14 protein-coding genes and 1 pseudogene are annotated in these 16474 nt (G+C 62.0%); 13 read left to right on the top strand and 2 right to left on the bottom strand.

Annotation, left to right across the window (positions count from 1 at the left end; translation table 11 throughout):
- The first annotated feature begins 11 nt into the window (after positions 1-11).
- The 13 genes from BGI01S_RS31270 (at position 12) to tnpA (ending at position 14988) form a co-directional block, all read left to right on the top strand.
- Positions 12-1382 carry a flavin-containing monooxygenase gene (locus BGI01S_RS31270; protein ID WP_042329767.1) on the top strand — a complete coding sequence of 457 codons (1371 nt, stop codon included), beginning with the start codon at positions 12-14 and terminating at the stop codon, positions 1380-1382.
- The gene (locus BGI01S_RS28495; RefSeq protein WP_042329764.1) at positions 1379-2101 is read left to right on the top strand and encodes an ABC transporter ATP-binding protein; all 723 of its coding nucleotides are present in this window, start codon (positions 1379-1381) and stop codon (positions 2099-2101) included. Before BGI01S_RS31270 ends, BGI01S_RS28495 begins: the two co-directional genes overlap by 4 nt.
- Before the next feature lie 11 nt (positions 2102-2112).
- On the top strand, positions 2113-3507 hold the full coding sequence (locus BGI01S_RS28490) for an ABC transporter permease (RefSeq protein ID WP_042329761.1): 1395 nt from the start codon (positions 2113-2115) through the stop codon (positions 3505-3507).
- Positions 3508-3547: 40 nt separating this feature from the next.
- A complete protein-coding gene (locus tag BGI01S_RS28485; protein ID WP_042329759.1) occupies positions 3548-4327 on the top strand; it encodes an outer membrane lipoprotein-sorting protein in 780 nt (259 codons plus the stop codon).
- A gap of 80 nt (positions 4328-4407) precedes the next feature.
- Entirely contained in the window at positions 4408-5622 is a 1215-nt protein-coding gene (locus BGI01S_RS28480; protein ID WP_232624499.1) for a hypothetical protein, read from the top strand.
- Between the two features lie 17 nt (positions 5623-5639).
- Positions 5640-6044 carry a DUF4345 domain-containing protein gene (locus tag BGI01S_RS28475; protein ID WP_042329757.1) on the top strand — a complete coding sequence of 135 codons (405 nt, stop codon included), beginning with the start codon at positions 5640-5642 and terminating at the stop codon, positions 6042-6044.
- The gene (locus BGI01S_RS28470; RefSeq protein ID WP_042329755.1) at positions 6041-6778 is read left to right on the top strand and encodes a 4'-phosphopantetheinyl transferase family protein; all 738 of its coding nucleotides are present in this window, start codon (positions 6041-6043) and stop codon (positions 6776-6778) included. Before BGI01S_RS28475 ends, BGI01S_RS28470 begins: the two co-directional genes overlap by 4 nt.
- A 136-nt stretch (positions 6779-6914) precedes the next feature.
- The gene (locus BGI01S_RS28465) at positions 6915-8003 is read left to right on the top strand and encodes a triacylglycerol lipase (RefSeq protein ID WP_042329754.1); all 1089 of its coding nucleotides are present in this window, start codon (positions 6915-6917) and stop codon (positions 8001-8003) included.
- A gap of 3 nt (positions 8004-8006) precedes the next feature.
- Positions 8007-9032 carry a lipase secretion chaperone gene (locus tag BGI01S_RS28460; RefSeq protein ID WP_042329753.1) on the top strand — a complete coding sequence of 342 codons (1026 nt, stop codon included), beginning with the start codon at positions 8007-8009 and terminating at the stop codon, positions 9030-9032.
- 595 nt (positions 9033-9627) lie between these two features.
- Entirely contained in the window at positions 9628-10890 is a 1263-nt protein-coding gene (locus BGI01S_RS28455) for an HlyD family secretion protein (protein ID WP_042329750.1), read from the top strand.
- Positions 10891-10904: 14 nt separating this feature from the next.
- Positions 10905-13094, top strand: coding sequence for a peptidase domain-containing ABC transporter (locus BGI01S_RS28450; RefSeq protein ID WP_042329749.1), 2190 nt, complete (start codon positions 10905-10907; stop codon positions 13092-13094).
- Positions 13095-13098: 4 nt separating this feature from the next.
- Positions 13099-14535: a TolC family protein gene (locus tag BGI01S_RS28445; protein ID WP_042329747.1), complete on the top strand. Its 1437-nt coding sequence runs from the start codon at positions 13099-13101 to the stop codon at positions 14533-14535.
- 27 nt (positions 14536-14562) lie between these two features.
- Positions 14563-14988, top strand: coding sequence for an IS66-like element accessory protein TnpA (tnpA, locus tag BGI01S_RS29950; protein WP_157004294.1), 426 nt, complete (start codon positions 14563-14565; stop codon positions 14986-14988).
- Positions 14989-15118: 130 nt separating this feature from the next.
- On the opposite strand, the gene istB is transcribed toward tnpA, so the two are convergent.
- Positions 15119-15919, bottom strand: coding sequence for an IS21-like element helper ATPase IstB (gene istB, locus BGI01S_RS28440; RefSeq protein ID WP_042329744.1), 801 nt, complete (start codon positions 15917-15919; stop codon positions 15119-15121).
- A pseudogene (locus BGI01S_RS28435) lies at positions 15912-16474 on the bottom strand (Mu transposase domain-containing protein); the annotation flags it as partial. The pseudogene BGI01S_RS28435 and the gene istB, both read right to left, overlap by 8 nt.

Genomic DNA, 16474 nt, shown 5'->3' with positions numbered 1-16474 from the left:
TAACTCTCGCTATGACAGACCGGGATTGCAGTTCGCGCTATTGCATCATTGGCGCCGGGGCGGCTGGTATTACCGCAGCCAAGAATCTCCAGCAGCAAGGCCTTGCGTTCGACATCATCGAGCGCGAAGACGACGTGGGGGGCATCTGGTACTACGGATGTGCCAGCAGCGCGATCTATAAGTCGGTTCATATGATCAGCTCGAAGTCGTTCTCGGAGTACACCGACTTTTCGATGCCGGACGACTATCCAACTTACGCCCGCGGCGATCAGGCTCTGGCCTATCTGCGCAGCTATGCGCGTCACTTTGGCATTTACAGTCATGCTGAATTCGGCCGTACTGTTCTCGATATCGCGCCGGTGCCGGACAGCACGCTCTGGGACGTCACGCTCGATCGCAACGAAGTGAGGCGCTACAAGGGCGTACTGGTGTGCAATGGGCACCTGTGCAAACCGCAGCTACCGGACTACCCGGGCCATTTCGACGGGTTGCAACTTCATTCGGCTCAATACAAGACGCCCGACGTGTTCAAGGAGCAGCGGGTGCTTGTAGTCGGGGCGGGCAATTCTGGTTGCGACATTGCCGTGGAGGCGGTTCACCACGCACAGGCGGTCTTTCACAGCACGCGCCGTGGCTATTTCTACTGGCCGAAGTTCCTGTTCGGCATCCCGGCCGATCGCTGGGCCGAATGGCCGCTCAAGATGCGCATGCCGCTATGGATGCGCCGCGTTGCAGGCGAGCGTCTGCTGCGACTGACTACCGCTGGACAGCCCGAGGACTACGGGCTGCGCAAGCCGGATCACCGGCTCTTCGAATCCCACTTCATCATCAATTCGACGCTGTTCTACCATCTCGGTCATGGCGACCTGGCGGCCAGGCCTGACGTGCGTGAACTGCGCGGCGATAGCGTGCTGTTTAGCGACGGCACCGAGGAACGCGTGGACGTGATCATCTACGCCACGGGCTTCCAGTTGAGCTTTCCGTTTATCAACCAGACTCACCTACGGTGGGACAAAGGCCGGCCGCAGCTATATCTCAACATTTTCGACGCGCAGCATCCCAGCCTTTTCTTCATCGGCCTGTTCCAGACCTCCACGGGAAACTGGCCGTTGATGGACTATCAAGCGCAGCTGTTGTCGCGCTATCTGCGAGCGCGCGACCTTGCGCCGAAGAAGGCAGAGCGGTTCGACGAGCTGATCCAGCACGACCAATCGAAATGGAATGGTGGCATCCACTTCAGCCAGACCCAGCGTCACGCGATCGAGCTCGAACATTTCGCGTACCGGCTGAAGCTGAAACGCCTGATCCGCTCGTTGGCGGCGACGTCCGTATCGGCTGCCGCGCAGTCGACGCCGGTCAGCAAGGGGGCCGCGCAAGCATGAACCAGGCGCCTGTCCTCGCGAACGCAGTCTCGATTGAACACGTCCACAAGAGCTATCTGCTCGACAGCGTGCGGGTGACCGGTCTTGCCGACGTGTCACTGCAGATCGCACCCAATCTGTTTACCGTGCTGAGCGGCCCGTCGGGCAGCGGCAAGACCACGCTGCTGAACATGATCGGCTGCATCGATCGGCCGGACAGCGGCCGCGTCGTGGTTGCCGGGCAAGACACGGCGCTGTTGACGGACGATGCGCTGTCGGATTTCCGTGCACGGCACATCGGCCATATATTCCAGACCTTCAATTTGCTGCCGGTACTGTCGGCGTACGAGAACGTCGAATACCCGCTACTGATGGCGCGAGTGCCGGCTGGCGAGCGTGCCGGCCGCGTGCTGCATCTGCTTGATGCGGTGGGCCTTGCCGACAAGGCCCGGCATCGTCCGGGACAGCTCTCGGGCGGGCAGCGCCAGCGGGTCGCCATTGCCCGTGCACTCGCCGTTGAGCCGGCGCTGGTGCTGGCGGATGAACCTACCGCCAATCTCGACAGCCGTACCGGCGAGGCGATCATCGCACTGATGCGCCGGATGCAGCAGGAGCGGCGCGTGTCTTTTGTGATCTCGTCCCACGATCCGCAAGTGCGGGGCGCCGCCGACGAGGTGGTGCAAATCCGCGACGGAGTCATTGTCGATCACAGCCGTATTTCAAAAGAGGCCGCAACGTGAGGCACACCTTCATGCTTGCCTTGCGCAACCTGCAGCGCAACCGCCGCCGCTCCATCACAACGTTGCTCGCGATGGTGGTGGGCGTATGCGCGATTCTGCTTTTCGGCGGATTCAGCACGGACATTACATTAGGACTTCAGACTGATTTCGTGCAGCGCAGCGGCCATCTGCAGATCCAGCGGCGCGGCTATTTCCTGTATGGCAGCGGCAATCCGGTCGCCTATGGCATTCGCGATCATACAAAGGTGATCGATATCCTGCGAGCCGACCCGGTGCTCCAGCCGATGCTGCTCGTCGTCACGCCGACGTTGCAGCTCGGCGGCGTCGCGGGCAACTTCAAGGCCGGAGTGTCGCGTACCGTGCTGGCACAGGGGATGATCGCCGACGACCAGAGTCGCATGCAGCAATGGAATGACTACGGTTTTCCGCTCAAACCTCGCTCGTTTGCTCTTGGCGGCACCGCGGAAGACGCCGCGGTCGTAGGTCGGGGCGTCGCGCGCGTGCTGCAGTTGTGCGTGCCGTTGCATGTGCCGGACTGTGACCAGACCGACCTCGGGCCGGCCAGCGAGCCGCAGACGGCGTCTGTCGCCGATACGCCGGCTGACGTGATGGCGTTGTCCGCCCTCGAAGCGCCAGCCACGCCGGTTACCAGTGCGGCCACGCATATCGAGGTGCTGGCCGCCAATGCATATGGCGCCCCCAATGTCGGAAGCTTTACCGTCGCCAAGGCCGAGCAGCAGGGCGTAAAGGAACTCGACGACGTATACCTCGCCTTGCATCTTCCGCGTGCGCAGCGGCTGGTCTACGGCGGCGAGACGCCGCGGGTTACCGCCGTGGAGCTGCAATTGCGTCACACAGCTCAATTACGTGCGGCACGCAAGCGCATCGAGCAATTGCTTGCGGAGCATTTCGCCGACCAGCCGCTTGAGGTGCTCGACTTCGCGACACTCAATCCGTTCTACGACCAGACCAATCGCATGTTCTCGGTCATCTTCGGGTTCGTGTTCGCGTTGATCAGTGCCATCGTTCTGTTCGTCGTCAGCAACACGATGAGCACGGCAATCATCGAACGCACGGTCGAAATCGGCACGCTGCGGGCGATGGGCACGCGCCGCAGCGGAATTCAGGCGCTGTTTATCTGCGAGGGTCTGTTGCTCGGCTTCATGGGGGCGGCGCTCGGCGTCGTGGTGGCATTGTTGCTAGCTGTCGCAATCAACCACAGCGGCCTGTCGTGGACACCGCCGGCGCGTATCGACTCGGTTGCCCTGACTGTGCGCGTATGGGGCGAGTGGCGGCTGATCGCCCTGACATTCTGCGGTCTTGCACTGGTAGCGGGCCTGTCGGCCTGGTGGCCGGCGCGCAACGCCGCGCGGCTGTCGATAGTCGATGCGCTGCGTCATGTCTGAATTCTCAGCGTTCCCGTTTCGTCATTTCTGGAGATTGCCTGTGCGCCGTTTGCTTGTCGCTTTGTCGTTCGTCATTCCACTTATCTCGCAAGGCGCATACGCGCAAACTTTGCCGGACCCTCAGAAGCTGTTGGAGCAGAGCGATGCCATTCGAACGCCTACAGGTTCGTTCATGCTCAATGCCTCGCTAACGGAGTATCGCGGCGGCAAGCAGGTGGACGGGAACGCGCTGTCGATCTATTCGAAACCCGACAGCCCCGGCGGGGCATTTCGTACACTGGTGCGCTTCGTGGCGCCGACGCGCGACGCCGGCAAGCTGATGCTGAAAAACGGCAACGATCTGTGGTTCTACGATCCGGCCAACCAGGCGAGCATCCGCATTTCGCCCGATCAGCGATTGCTCGGCCAGGCCGCCAACGGCGACGTGGTGACAGTGAATCTGGCGCACGACTATGTGGCGGAGCTCAAGGGCACAGACGACGTGACTGACGGTGACCGTCAGCCGCGCCATTGCTACAAGCTTTCCCTCGTCGGCAGGTCCGTCGGGCTGACGTATCACCGCATCGAAATGTGGCTCGATGGGGCGAACAGTCGGCCCGTGAAGGCGCGGTTCTATTCCGAAAGCGACCGGTTGCTCAAGACGGCGTTTTACCGCCGTTATACGGCGGAACTCGGTGTCGAGCGTCCGACCGAAACGGTCATCATCGACGGACTGGATTCCAACTGGGTAACGGTGATGCGGTTTTCTGACTATGGTTCGCGCGACATTCCCGACGCGTGGCTGCAGCGCGACTACCTGCCGCGTTTCAAAGTGGAATGAGACGGGGATATGTACGGGCGCTGGCGCCCGCAGCCACACTGCTGGTGGTGGCGTGGCTGCCGCATGCGCCTGATGTAGCGATGGCGGCCGATGTGGATGCGACGGATGCCGCGCTTGATCTGGCCGATGCGACGCCCGACACGGCGGTCGCGACTAACCGCCCGTGGAAGCTGAGCATTCAGGATGCCGTCCGGGTCAGCGATGACCGGGATGGCACGCGCTCTGGACGCAACCAGTTTTCGCTGGACTTCCAGTACGTTCAATCTCTGACCCCGTCGTTTGTCGTCAATTTTGCCGCACGCCTTGACCGTTTCGATCCGTTGTCGTCGCAGGCGGAGTCCCATCGCGACGAGAGTCTCGTGAAGGAGGGATACGTGAGCTGGCGAATCACGCCATTGCAACTGATTGACGTCGGGCGGATCAACGAGCGCGTTGGTGCGGCCGTCGGCTACAACCCCACGGACCTCTTCAGGACCGGCGCGATAAGCCCCGATGTGCCGCCGGATCCCGACAGCCGTCGTACCAACAGGCTGGGTAGTGTAGGCCTGCGCGCCCAGCAGCTATGGAACTCCGGGTCGCTGTCGCTGATGTTGTCGCCGCGCCTGACGAGCCGGAGCGAGCCTGGCAATCCTCAGGCTTCGTCCGACCTGCAGCGAACCAACGGAGTCGATCGCTGGATGCTGGTCGGGAGTCAGAGGCTGGGCACACTCGTGCAACCGCAATGGACGCTGTATGGCGAACGCGGCCAGGCACCGCAATTTGGGCAGAACCTCAGTGTCCTGCTTGGGAACTCGGTGGTGGCTTATGCCGAATGGACGGGCGGCCGTCGAGTATCGCTGATCGGCCGCGCGACCGGTGTCGACGATCGCGCGTTTCGTGCAAGTTCGGCAATCGGCGCGACGTGGACGCTGCCTGTCGATCTGTCGCTGACGGCGGAGATCCAGAGCAACGGAGCGGGTGCTACGGCCGCGCAGTGGAGCGCGCTCGCTGCCGGCCATCCGATGGCGTGGGGTAACGCGTTGCAGAGCGCAGTGGCCGCACAGGAATTGCCGAGCCGTCACGCACTATTTGTGATGGCCGCGTGGCACAACATTGGCGTGCGTCGACTCGATCTGTCGGGATTTGTGCAGGCTGATGCCGGCGGCGGGCGTCAATACTGGCTGGAATTGCGTCGTCGCTTCGATCGGTTCGACGTGGCCTTGCAATTGCAAAGCCAGACAGGAGCACCCTGGAGTCGATTCGGCGCGATGCCGGAAGCGCGCAGCGTTCAGCTGCTCGGCATATTTTACGATTGAGAGGGGGACGAGATCCAATGAGCAAACGCAAACTTCAGGTGGCGACCGCCATCCTTGCCGCCGTGCCGACTATCACTGGCCTGCTTGGCATGACGGGCCTGGACGATCCGCTTTACGCTGCGCTGCATTTGCCTCGCGACGCTACACTGGACAGCAATCTGCGCTTCTATGCCGGAGTCTGGCTGGGTGCCGGTGTGGCGGCGTTCTCGCTGCTGCCACGGATCGAACACGAAACCAAACTGTTCCGTGCACTCTGGCTGATGATCTTCCTGGGTGGACTCGGACGCCTGGCGTCGCTTTTCCTGGTGGGCATGCCGTTTCCACCGTTCATCGGCTTCACCGTGCTGGAAGTCGTCGGCGCACCGTTGTTCGTCTGGTGGCAGCACCGCGTTGCGTCAGCGACCGCAGCGCGCCGGCCATGAGCGCCTGGGGTACGCGCATCCACTTCGTCGCTGATACGCCGTCTGACCAGATGGCGGACCGGTTGGCTGCCGGGGAGGTTCATGTATGGCGCGCGCATCTCGGCGCGGCGGTCGGACGGGTTCGTCGCGGAACCTTGTTCCGGAACGAACTCGAACGGGCAAACCGATTGCGCCGGCCCGATCACCGCGAGGCGTTCGTTTTTGCCCGCGACATGCTGCGCACGGTTCTGGGTGGATATCTTCGCGCTGATTCCGCCCAGCTCGTCTTCGAGATGGCCGCACATGGCAAGCCGGTGCTGGCCGGGCAATCCATCGAGTTCAACCTTGGTCGTTGCGGTGGAGCAGTGCTTCTGGCGATCGCCAGCGGTCGTCCGGTAGGCATTGATCTGGAAAGCTGCGAGCGGGACATCGATATCGAGACGCTGGCCGACGCTTGCCTGACGCGGAACGAACGACACGTTTTCGATGCTCTGGCCATACCGTTGCGTAAAGCCTGGGTGTTGCAGTTATGGACTCGCAAGGAAGCGCTCCTGAAAGCACAGGGCAGCGGTCTATGTCGCGACCCGCGCGAACTGGATGTCCCTTGGCCCGCTACGCACTCAGGCGCGAGGTATCTGCATGAACAGGATCGACGGTGGATGCTGGCTGATATTCCGCTTGGCATCGGCTGGCGGGCGGCGGTGGCCGTAGAAGCCGAAGCCGAAAATATTCATGGCTTCTGCCTGGGTTGGTGAACGCGCCGGCTATCTCGAGATGGCAGGCAATAGAAGGCGAAATTTTCGTAACGATCAAGCCGTGTTCTGCTGAGTGTGCGTGTGCATTCGAGCTGCCGGTAAAAATCCAAACAAACCTCAGGAAGATAATACTTATATGCTGAAATCCAGATGTGCACGAATCCGTGCGTGGGCCATCAAGGCTGGAATCAGGAACACTCTGATCGCCGCGCTGCTGATGCTCGGGACACTCGTTGGCCCTGCCAATGCGACCTCGTCGACTGCCGTAGATAACTATGCAACGACCCGGTATCCGATCATCCTGGTGCATGGGCTGACAGGCACCGCCAACTACTTCGGCGCGCTTCCTTATTGGTACGGCGTCCAGTCCGATCTCGAGCAGCACGGCGCAACCGTCTATGTCGCGGACCTCTCCGGTTTTCAGAGCGATCTTGGCCCGAACGGCAGGGGCGAGCAACTGCTCGCGTATGTGAAGCAGGTGCTCGTTGTCACCGGCGCGAAAAAGGTCAACCTCATCGGTCATAGCCAAGGCGGTTTGACTTCCCGCTATGTTGCTTCCGTCGCGCCTGAGCTGGTTGCATCGGTAACGACTATCGACACGCCACATCTTGGTTCCGAATTCGCCGACTTTGTCCTGGCTGCCTTAAGCCTGGACCCGACGGGTCTGTCGACGCCGGTATTTGGAGCGGTCCTGAATATATTCGGAATACTGTCGAGCGACACGAACAATACAAACCAGAATGCGATTGCCGCGCTGAATGCGCTGAGCACAAACTACACGACGACTTTCAACCAGCTGTTCCCGAGCGCGGGCCTAGGTACGTCAGGTTCGTGCAAGACGGGCGCTGCGACGGAGAATATCAATGGGAATGTGCACCTGTTGTATTCGTGGAGCGGCGATGCGATCCAGCCGGTCTCCCTACTTGGCATCATTACCGGTGCAATCGACACGAGCGTTGCGCCGGTCGATCCAGCGAGCGTCCTCGATCCGTCGACGGCGGTCTTTTATACCGCCGGCGCCATTATGGTTCAACGCAAGGCCGGGCCGAACGACGGGTTCGTATCGGTGTGCCGTTCGCTATATGGCTCGGTCATCAGTACGAGCTACAAGTGGAATCACTTCGACGCGATCAACCAGTTGCTAGGGATACGTGGAGTGAATGCGGCTGATCCGGTAGCCGTTATCCGTACGCATGCCAACCGGTTGCGGGCGCAAGGGGTCTAAACCATGCTACGCATCGGTACCTGCTGGAAATGGCTGCTTGCAATAGCCGGAGTAGTCGCTGTCTGCGTCGGGATCACGACTGTCAGGACATCCCGATCGAGCGATACATCCGTTGTGGCGAACGCTGCTGAAGAACAACAGCTTGCCTTGACCGGTGCCGATCAATCGGCGGGCGGGACGAACCTGCAATCGCTACCGTCATCGCTCGATGGCACGACAGCGCCGCGCCTGCCGGTCGACACCAACGGACGCCTGGCCCGTACACGCGCAGTACGCGACTTCTTCGACTATTTTCTGACGGCTCAGGACGCCGTTCCTGCCAAAGCACTCGATGAACTGGTTCGACGATCCATTGCGGCGCAGCTCGACGGCCGGCCGGCGCCGGACGATGCGCTGGCAGTCTGGCAGCGCTATAACGCGTATCGAACGGCCTGCGCGCAATTGACGCCGCCAGGCAGCATGCTCGATGGCAAGCCGGATTTCAACGCATTGCAGCTTGTCATCGATCAGCGTTCATCGCTGGCGGACCGCGTCATGGGCGAGTGGAGTGAGGCGTTCTTCGGTGATGAACTACACCAGCAACGTGACGATCTGGCGCGTCTCCGCATTGCCTCCGATACGACCCTGAGCGATGCGGAAAAGCGTGCGCGTCTTGCGATGCTCGATGCGGCACTCCCTCAGAACGTTCGTGCTGCTCGCGAACGCGCCCGCGAGCAGCAGGCCTCGATCGATGCAGTTGCCCAGATGCTGAAGCAAGGCGCATCACCTGATGCCGTGCGTGCACAGGTCGCCCAGACACTGGGCTCGGATGCCGCCGAGCGGGTCGTGCAGATGCAGAAAGACGAGCAGCAGTGGCAGACCCGGTACGCCGATTATGAAGCGCAACGTGCGCAGATTGGACGGATCGGTTTGTCGCCGCAGGACTACGACACCCAGGTGCAACAGCTGCGGCAGCGTCTTTTTCCGAACGCTGGTGATGCCATGCGCGTGGCGTCGCTGGATCAGGATTCCGGAAATCGGGTTCGCTGAGAACGGGGCACTTGTGCGCTCTCGGGCGCACGGAAAAAACGCAGGGGTCTTTCGCGTCCCGGCGCTGGGGCGCTGTCGATCGACAAATGCCAAATGAAACACAGTGGCATCACACACCGCTCCGCACGGCAGTTCTACCCGTTGATCGCGTGAGTAGTCCTTACCATGCCGATATTTGTTTGACTTGCCATATTGCAACATGACCACGACGCAACAACATCGTTTCCGTAGTTGTTCGATCGGCATAGCGGCGCGTGCGAAACCGCGCATCGGTAATTTGCCGCACATAAGAGAAGGGGGGCTGCCGGTAGCCTATGCAACCGTCTGACCCGGCGTAAGAAGATTTCATTTCCCTGTGGCGGCCAATACTGAAATTTGAAGTGAGCCGCGTGGGATATCAGTTCACCCTATTGGCAGTACCGAGGCAGCCCGACCAACCAGGGGCGTCGAAACATCGAATTCCGGGCGAAGTGCGATGAACGTCGCCAAACGACTTCTTCGAATCGCCGCAGGTGCATCCGATCGACATGACGCCTGACCAGAAGTAACTGCTGGTCGCCAACGCAGCCAACAGCACGATCGACCCCTCCTTTCCTTGACTTCTCCGACGCCTCTTTTTCGCCAGCCAGCGCAAGACGCGCAACGCACCCGTGTTCTGAGCGAGATCGTTCTCGTTCGCCCGTTGTCGTTCGCATTCTTGACGACCGTCGCCGTCTGCATGGCGCTCGCCGTGATTCTGTTGTTCGCATTCGGCGGTTATACACGGCGCACGACTGTGGACGGCGTGCTGACCCCCGACACCGGCCTCGTCAAGATATACGCGCGGCAACCCGGCATTGTGCAGAACAAGCGCGTGACCGAAGGGCAGCATGTGACTCGTGGTCAGGTTCTGTACACCGTCTCTACCGATCTGCAAAGCGCGGCCGAAGGCCAGACGCAAGCCGCCGTCATCGATCAGGCACGTCAGCGCAAGGCATCGCTGCAGCAGGAGATCGACAAGACGCGGCTTTTGCAAGGCGACGAGCGCGACACGCTGCAGGCAAAGATCGTCAGCCTGCGCGCCGAACTCGCCGGCATCGACGACCAGATCGCGGCGCAGCGCTCGCGCACGTCGCTTGCCGCCGACGCAGCCTCGCGGTATGCGGGCCTGCTCGCGAAAGACTATATATCGACCGATCAAGCGCAGCAACGCGAGGCCGACCTGCTCGATCAGCGTTCGAAACTCAACAGCCTTCAACGCGACCGGGCCAGCACGGCACAGTTGCTAAAGGAAGCCGTCAACGATCTCGCTGGACTCTCCCTCAAGCAGCAGAACCAGTTGTCGCAAATCGACCGCAGCGTGATGGACGTCGATCAGAGCCTGATCGAAAGCGAGGCCAAACGCGAACTCGCGATTACCGCGCCCGCTACCGGCACTGCGACGGCGGTCATCGCCGAGCCCGGCCAGACGGTTGACCTCACGCATCCGCTCGCGAGCGTCGTTCCGACGGGGGCGCACTGGCAAGCGTATCTGTTCGTTCCGAGCGCCGCCATCGGCTTCGTCCACGTCGGCGATTTGGTGCTGATCCGCTATCAGGCGTATCCGTACCAGAAATTCGGGCAGTACGAAGCGAGCGTCGTGTCGATTGCGCGCACGGCGCTGTCGAGCGCGGAACTTGCGACGAGCGGCGGGCCGCCCAATCGCGACGGCACCTTCTACCGGATCGTCGTCGCACTCAAAGTGCAGACCGTCACCGCCTACGGCAAGCCGCAGCTGCTGCAAGCGGGCATGGTGTTGCAGGCGGACGTGCTGCAGGAACATCGTCGCCTTTACGAATGGGTGCTCGAACCTCTTTACAGCCTGACAGGCAAACTCTAACGCGGCCCTCACTCATGTCTCTCCTGGATCGCCTTTCATTCGGCATCGGCCGAAAGCTTCCCATGATCCTGCAGACCGAAGCGGCGGAATGCGGTCTTGCCTGTCTCGCGATGGTTGCGGGGTATCACGGACACCACATCGATCTGGCGACGCTACGCGGCCAGTTCCCGGTGTCGCTGAAGGGCGTGGGCCTCGGCCGCGTAATCGAAGTCGCGCAGCGCCTCGACCTCGGCACCCGTGCGCTGAAGCTCGACCTTGATCATCTCGGCCAGCTTCGCGTGCCGTGCATCCTGCACTGGAATTTCAACCACTTCGTGGTTTTGCGCGAAATGAACGGCAAGACCGCGACGATCTACGATCCGGCTCAAGGCATTCGCGCGCTCTCCCTTGACGAAGTGTCGGATGCCTTTACCGGCGTTGCGCTGGAATTGTGGCCGGCGAATGGCTTCCAGCTGCGCGAGGCGGCGCCTTCCGTCAAGCTTCGCACGCTGCTCGGGCCTGTATCCGGCCTGTCGCGCTCGCTCGGCCAGATTCTGCTGCTCGCTGTCGCGCTCGAAGTGTTCGCGCTGGTGTCCCCGTTCTTCCTGCAATGGGTGATCGACGAGGTGATCGTTAGCGCGGATCGCGATCTGCTGACGGTGCTCGCGCTCGGCTTTGGTCTACTCCTTCTGATGCAACAGGCCACCAGCGCGATGCGCGCCTGGACACTGATGTACCTCGGCACGACGCTCAACGTGCAGTGGCGCGCCAACGTATTCACGCATCTGCTGAGTCTGCCCGTACAGTATTTCGAGCGCCGCCATCTTGGCGACGTCGTCTCGCGTTTCGGCGCGGTCGACACGATCCAGCAGACGCTGACGACCGCCTTCCTGAGCGCCGTAATCGATGGGCTGATGACCATCGTCACGCTCGCGATGATGTTTGTGTACAGCTGGAAGCTTGCGTTGATCCCGCTCGGGACGATGCTGCTCTACGGATTGCTGCGGTGGCTCTGGTATCGCCCGTTGAGGCGCGCGACAGAAGAGCAGATCGTCCACGCCGCGAAACAGCAGAGCCATTTCCTCGAAACGGTACGCGGCGTCAAGACGATCAAGCTGTTCAACCGGCAAAGCGAGCGGCGTTCGAGCTGGCTCACGCTCCTGATCGAACAGATCAATGCCGGCCTGCATGTTCAGAAGCTTCAACTCCTGTATCAGCAACTGAATGGCCTGCTATTTGGCCTTGAAGGGCTCCTGATCATCTGGCTCGGCGCGCGCTTCGTGATGGACGGCCAGTTCACCGTCGGCGTGCTAATGGCGTTCAATGCATACAAAGGGCAGTTTGACAGCCGCGTCGGCGGCCTGATCGACAAATTTCTCGAGGTCAAGATGCTGCAGTTACAGGGCGAGCGTCTCTCCGACATCGTGTTTGCGCAATCCGAGCCCGATGCCGGCCTCCGTGAGGTCCCGGGCGAGACGGACAACCTCGTCGCCAGCATCGAGACCGACCAGCTCGTGTTCCGCTACGCCGACGGCGAGCCGCTCGTGCTCGACGGCGTGTCGCTCAGGATCGAGGCTGGCGAATCGGTCGCGATCGTCGGATCGTCCGGCTGCGGCAAGACAACGCTCGTGAACATGCTGCTTGGCGTGCTGGCACCGACAAGCGGCACCGTTCGCATCGGCGGCGTCGATATCGACCGGCTTGGCATGGACCGCCTTCGTTCGCTAGTCGGAACTGTGCTACAGGATGACGTGCTGTTCGCGGGGTCGATCGCCGATAACATCAGCTTCTTCGATCCGCAAGCCGACTCGCGTTGGGTCGCCGAATGCGCGCAGTTCGCGGCGGTGCACGCCGAAATCGTGGCGATGCCGATGGGTTACAACACGCTCGTCGGCGACATGGGGACGGTGCTGTCGGGCGGCCAGAAGCAGAGGGTCTTGCTGGCGCGCGCGCTTTACAAGCGGCCGAAGATCCTCGTGCTCGACGAAGCGACGAGCCATCTCGACCTGCAGCGCGAACAGCAGGTGAACGCGGCGGTCGGCGCATTGAACGTGACGCGCCTCATTATCGCGCACCGACCGGAAACGATTGCCTCCGCGTCGCGAGTGATCATGCTGAACGGCGGTAAAGTGGCGCTCGACCGGCCCACGTCCGCGCTCGCCACTCCGGCGTCCGCACCGGCGGCCTCCACGCCGGCCGAGAGCCAGTCCGCGATGGGACGGTGACGCGATGGTTCGAACGTTTCTCGTTGTCACGTGCGCGGCGGCGTTGCTCTGTCCGTCAGGCGCCGAAGCCCAGTGGTTTGACGTCTACGGCACGCAAAAGCTCGTCTCCGGCACGCCCGCTGCGCCGTTGCTGAAGAACGTGTCATGCCAGCCTGTCGTGGTCGATCATTCGATCGAGCTGGAGGAGGCTATTCTCCAGGCGGTCTGCGCGAACCCTCAGGCGCGGCAGGCCTGGGCGGCGGCACGCGCGCAGGCGGCGGCCGTTGGTCTCGACGAGGCGGCGTATCTGCCGACATTGAGTGCAACGGGGGGATACGAACGGGACACGCTCTCGACGACGTATGACGCCAGTGCATTCGGCCAGGGCTCGCTCAGGAGTTCGCAAAATTCGTCCAGCAAATACGGCATGCTGAATCTGAGCTGGGTGCTGTTCGATTTCGGCAAACGCAGAGCCGCCTTGCGGCAGGCCAGCCAGCTTCTCGCCGCGGCCAATGCGACACAGGACGACGTGTTGCAAACGGTGTTTTTCGATGCAGCTCGGGCTTATTACGCCGTGCGCGACGCCCAGGCTTCGGTCGATGCCGCGCGGCAGACAGAGGACATTGCGAAGGAAAGCCTCGCCGAGGCGAGCGCGAAACATAATGCAGGCGCTGGCACGTTGAGTGATCAATTGCAGGCACAGACGACCTATCGCCGCGCAGTGATTGACCGTGTGAACGCCGAAGGTGACGCACGCACGGCGATAGGCACGCTGGCCGTCGCGATGGGCTTCGACGCGAATACGCCGGTGCGGGTCGCTCCTTCGGAGCCGACGACAAGCAGCGCTGAATTCAGCGAAGGCGTGGACCAGTTGATTGAAGAGGCAAAAGCACGACAGCCGAAACTGGTGGCTGCCCGCGCCAAACTGGAAGCGGCGCGGGCGAATGTTGAGGCGGCGCGGGCGGAGGGCCGGCCGACGATTTCACTGCTCGGCAGCCTGACCCAGAACAACCCGTCTTATCAGCAACAACCCCAGTCGCTTCCGATCACCGGCAGCCGGGGCAGCACGATCGGCATTCAGGTGACGATCCCGCTGTTCGAAGGCTTCGCTTCCGACTACCGCGTTGCACAGGCGCAGGCACAGGCCGACGCTCAGGAAGCGGACATGCAGAACACCGATCTGCAAGTGTCGCTCGACGTGTGGAGAAGCTATCAGAGTTTGCAGGCCGACATGGCGAACATGGACAACTCGAAAGCTCTGCTCGCCGACGCGCAACGCTCGCTTGGCATCGCTCGCGGCCGCTACAAGGCGGGGGTTGGTACCGTCACCGAGCTACTGAATTCGCAGACGGCGCTCGCCGACGCGCAGAAGCAACGTGTGCTGGCAGTGTCGAAGTGGCGTACCGCGCGGCTCAGGCTCGCGTCCAGTCTGGGAAATCTGGGGTTGTGGAACAACAAGTAATCAGTTAAGCGCGTAGGCGTAGCCGCACTGCCCTTTGCTTGCCAGGCGTACCCCCGGGAGCTTCGTGATCGACTGGCAGCAGCAGCTTGCGAGCCTGGCGTATCAGTCGCAAAGCTGGCCCGGGAGAATGGCATCAACGCGAACATGCTGTTCACCTGGCGGCGGCGATATCTGGCCGATCAGCAAGCTCGATCTGCCGGGCTCATTCCGGTCGTATTGCCAGGCGACTCGCCGACGGAGGTCATGGCATCAGCTCCGGCAGAAGCGCAAGTGCAGAGCGCGAAGCCTGTACCACCTGTCGGCGCGATCGAGATCCGGATCGGTCGTGTGGTAGTTAAAGTGGACGGCCTGGTCGATGCCGATACGCTGCGGATCGTGTTGGGATGTCCGCGCCGAATGAATATTGAGCCACCGCGCCGATCGAGCTTTGAGCCGGGGTGGAGACCGGCCTGAAGAAGGACCGGTTGTGGATAAGTGTATGGGTTTCCGGAGTGGTTGTCCTCCTTCGTATGAGGATGCATTGCGCAGTGGAAGCTGCGAAGGGCGTATCCCGTAGCGGCTTCCACTGCGCGGCAAGCGACGATCAGGCCGATTCGTTCGCGCTCGCATCGTCGGCTCTGCGCGCTGCTTCGCGCGAGCGGATACGCTTCTTTGCACTGGCGCTGCTATGGCGGAAACGGTAGCTTTCGTTGCCGGTTTCCACGATGTGGCAGTGATGCGTCAGCCTGTCCAGCAATGCCGTGGTCATCTTCGCGTCGCCGAACACACTGGACCATTCGGCGAAGTCCAGATTCGTCGTCACCGCAACGCTCGTGTGCTCGTACAGGCGGCTCAGCAGGTGGAACAGCAACGCCCCGCCGACCTGGCTGAAGGGCAGATATCCGAGTTCGTCCAGAATGACCAGGTCGAGGCGAAGCAGGCTCGCCGCGATCCTGCCGGCACGTCCCTGCGTCTTCTCCTGCTCCAGTGCGTTGGCCAGATCCACGGTCGAGTAGAAGCGCACCCGCTTGCCGTGGTGCATGATGCCGGACACGCCGATGGCGGTCGCCAGATGCGTCTTGCCCGAGCCCGGGCCGCCGACCAGAACCAGGTTGTGCGCGCCCTCGGTGAACGTCATGCCGGCCAGTTGCGTGACGAGCTGGCGGTCGACCGGCGAGCCATCGAAGTCGAAGCCCGCGATGTCGCGATGCACCGGGAACTTCGCCGCGTTCATCTGGTGGCTGACCGAACGCACGGCCCGATCCGCGACCTCGGCCTGCAACAGCCGTTCGAGCAGCCATTGCGAAGACGCCGCCTCGACATTCACCTGTTCGAGCAGTTCGGTCCAGCCGGCAGCCATGCCGTGCAGCCGCAAGTGTTTGAGTTCGACAATCAGATCACGCATGACCGGCCTCCGGCTGTTGCAGTGCCGGGCGCAGCCCGTCGTAGCGCGATGTGTCGGCCAGCGGCGGTGTCGTCAGTTGTAGCGCAGTATCGATCTTCGGCGGCATCTGCACGCTGCGCATGCGCGACAGCACGTTCACCACATGCTCGACGCTCACGCGCCCGGAGGGCGGCGCCTGCTCCAATGCAAGTTCGACTGCAACCACTACGGCGTCCAGACCGCTTTCCGGGACCAGCGCCAGAACCTTAGCCATGACCCGGTCGCCACCTGGCTCGCGTAGTAACGCCCGACGCAGCCGTTGCAGCGGATCGGGCATATCCTGGAACGGCGCACCGTTGCGCAGGGCTCCTGGCTTGCGCTGGATCAGTGGGATGTAGTGCTGCCACTGGTATCGCACCTGTCCTTCGTCGGCCAGTCGATCGTGTTCGGCCACCACGGCATCGTCGCCGACCACCACAACACGGCCAGGATAGAGTCAGCGTGCTGAGCATCTGGCCTGCGAATTCGCATGGCACGGAGTAGCGATTGCGGCCAATCACCACCAGGCAGGTCGAC

The sequence above is a fragment of the Paraburkholderia ginsengisoli NBRC 100965 genome, assembly GCF_000739735.1.
Lineage (GTDB): Bacteria > Pseudomonadota > Gammaproteobacteria > Burkholderiales > Burkholderiaceae > Paraburkholderia > Paraburkholderia ginsengisoli.
This window is presented reverse-complemented; position numbering and strand designations above follow the sequence as displayed.

Excerpts from the sequence above, each read along its gene's own strand:
- BGI01S_RS31270 (WP_042329767.1), top strand. The coding sequence starts at position 12 with ATGACAGACCGGGATTGCAGTTCGCGCTATTGCATCATTGGCGCCGGG.
- BGI01S_RS28495 (WP_042329764.1), top strand. The coding sequence starts at position 1,379 with ATGAACCAGGCGCCTGTCCTCGCGAACGCAGTCTCGATTGAACACGTC.
- BGI01S_RS28490 (WP_042329761.1), top strand. The coding sequence starts at position 2,113 with ATGCTTGCCTTGCGCAACCTGCAGCGCAACCGCCGCCGCTCCATCACA.
- BGI01S_RS28480 (WP_232624499.1), top strand. The coding sequence starts at position 4,408 with ATGGCGGCCGATGTGGATGCGACGGATGCCGCGCTTGATCTGGCCGAT.
- BGI01S_RS28475 (WP_042329757.1), top strand. The coding sequence starts at position 5,640 with ATGAGCAAACGCAAACTTCAGGTGGCGACCGCCATCCTTGCCGCCGTG.
- BGI01S_RS28470 (WP_042329755.1), top strand. The coding sequence starts at position 6,041 with ATGAGCGCCTGGGGTACGCGCATCCACTTCGTCGCTGATACGCCGTCT.
- BGI01S_RS28465 (WP_042329754.1), top strand. The coding sequence starts at position 6,915 with ATGCTGAAATCCAGATGTGCACGAATCCGTGCGTGGGCCATCAAGGCT.
- BGI01S_RS28460 (WP_042329753.1), top strand. The coding sequence starts at position 8,007 with ATGCTACGCATCGGTACCTGCTGGAAATGGCTGCTTGCAATAGCCGGA.
- BGI01S_RS28450 (WP_042329749.1), top strand. The coding sequence starts at position 10,905 with ATGTCTCTCCTGGATCGCCTTTCATTCGGCATCGGCCGAAAGCTTCCC.
- BGI01S_RS28445 (WP_042329747.1), top strand. The coding sequence starts at position 13,099 with ATGGTTCGAACGTTTCTCGTTGTCACGTGCGCGGCGGCGTTGCTCTGT.
- istB (WP_042329744.1), bottom strand. The coding sequence starts at position 15,919 with ATGCGTGATCTGATTGTCGAACTCAAACACTTGCGGCTGCACGGCATG.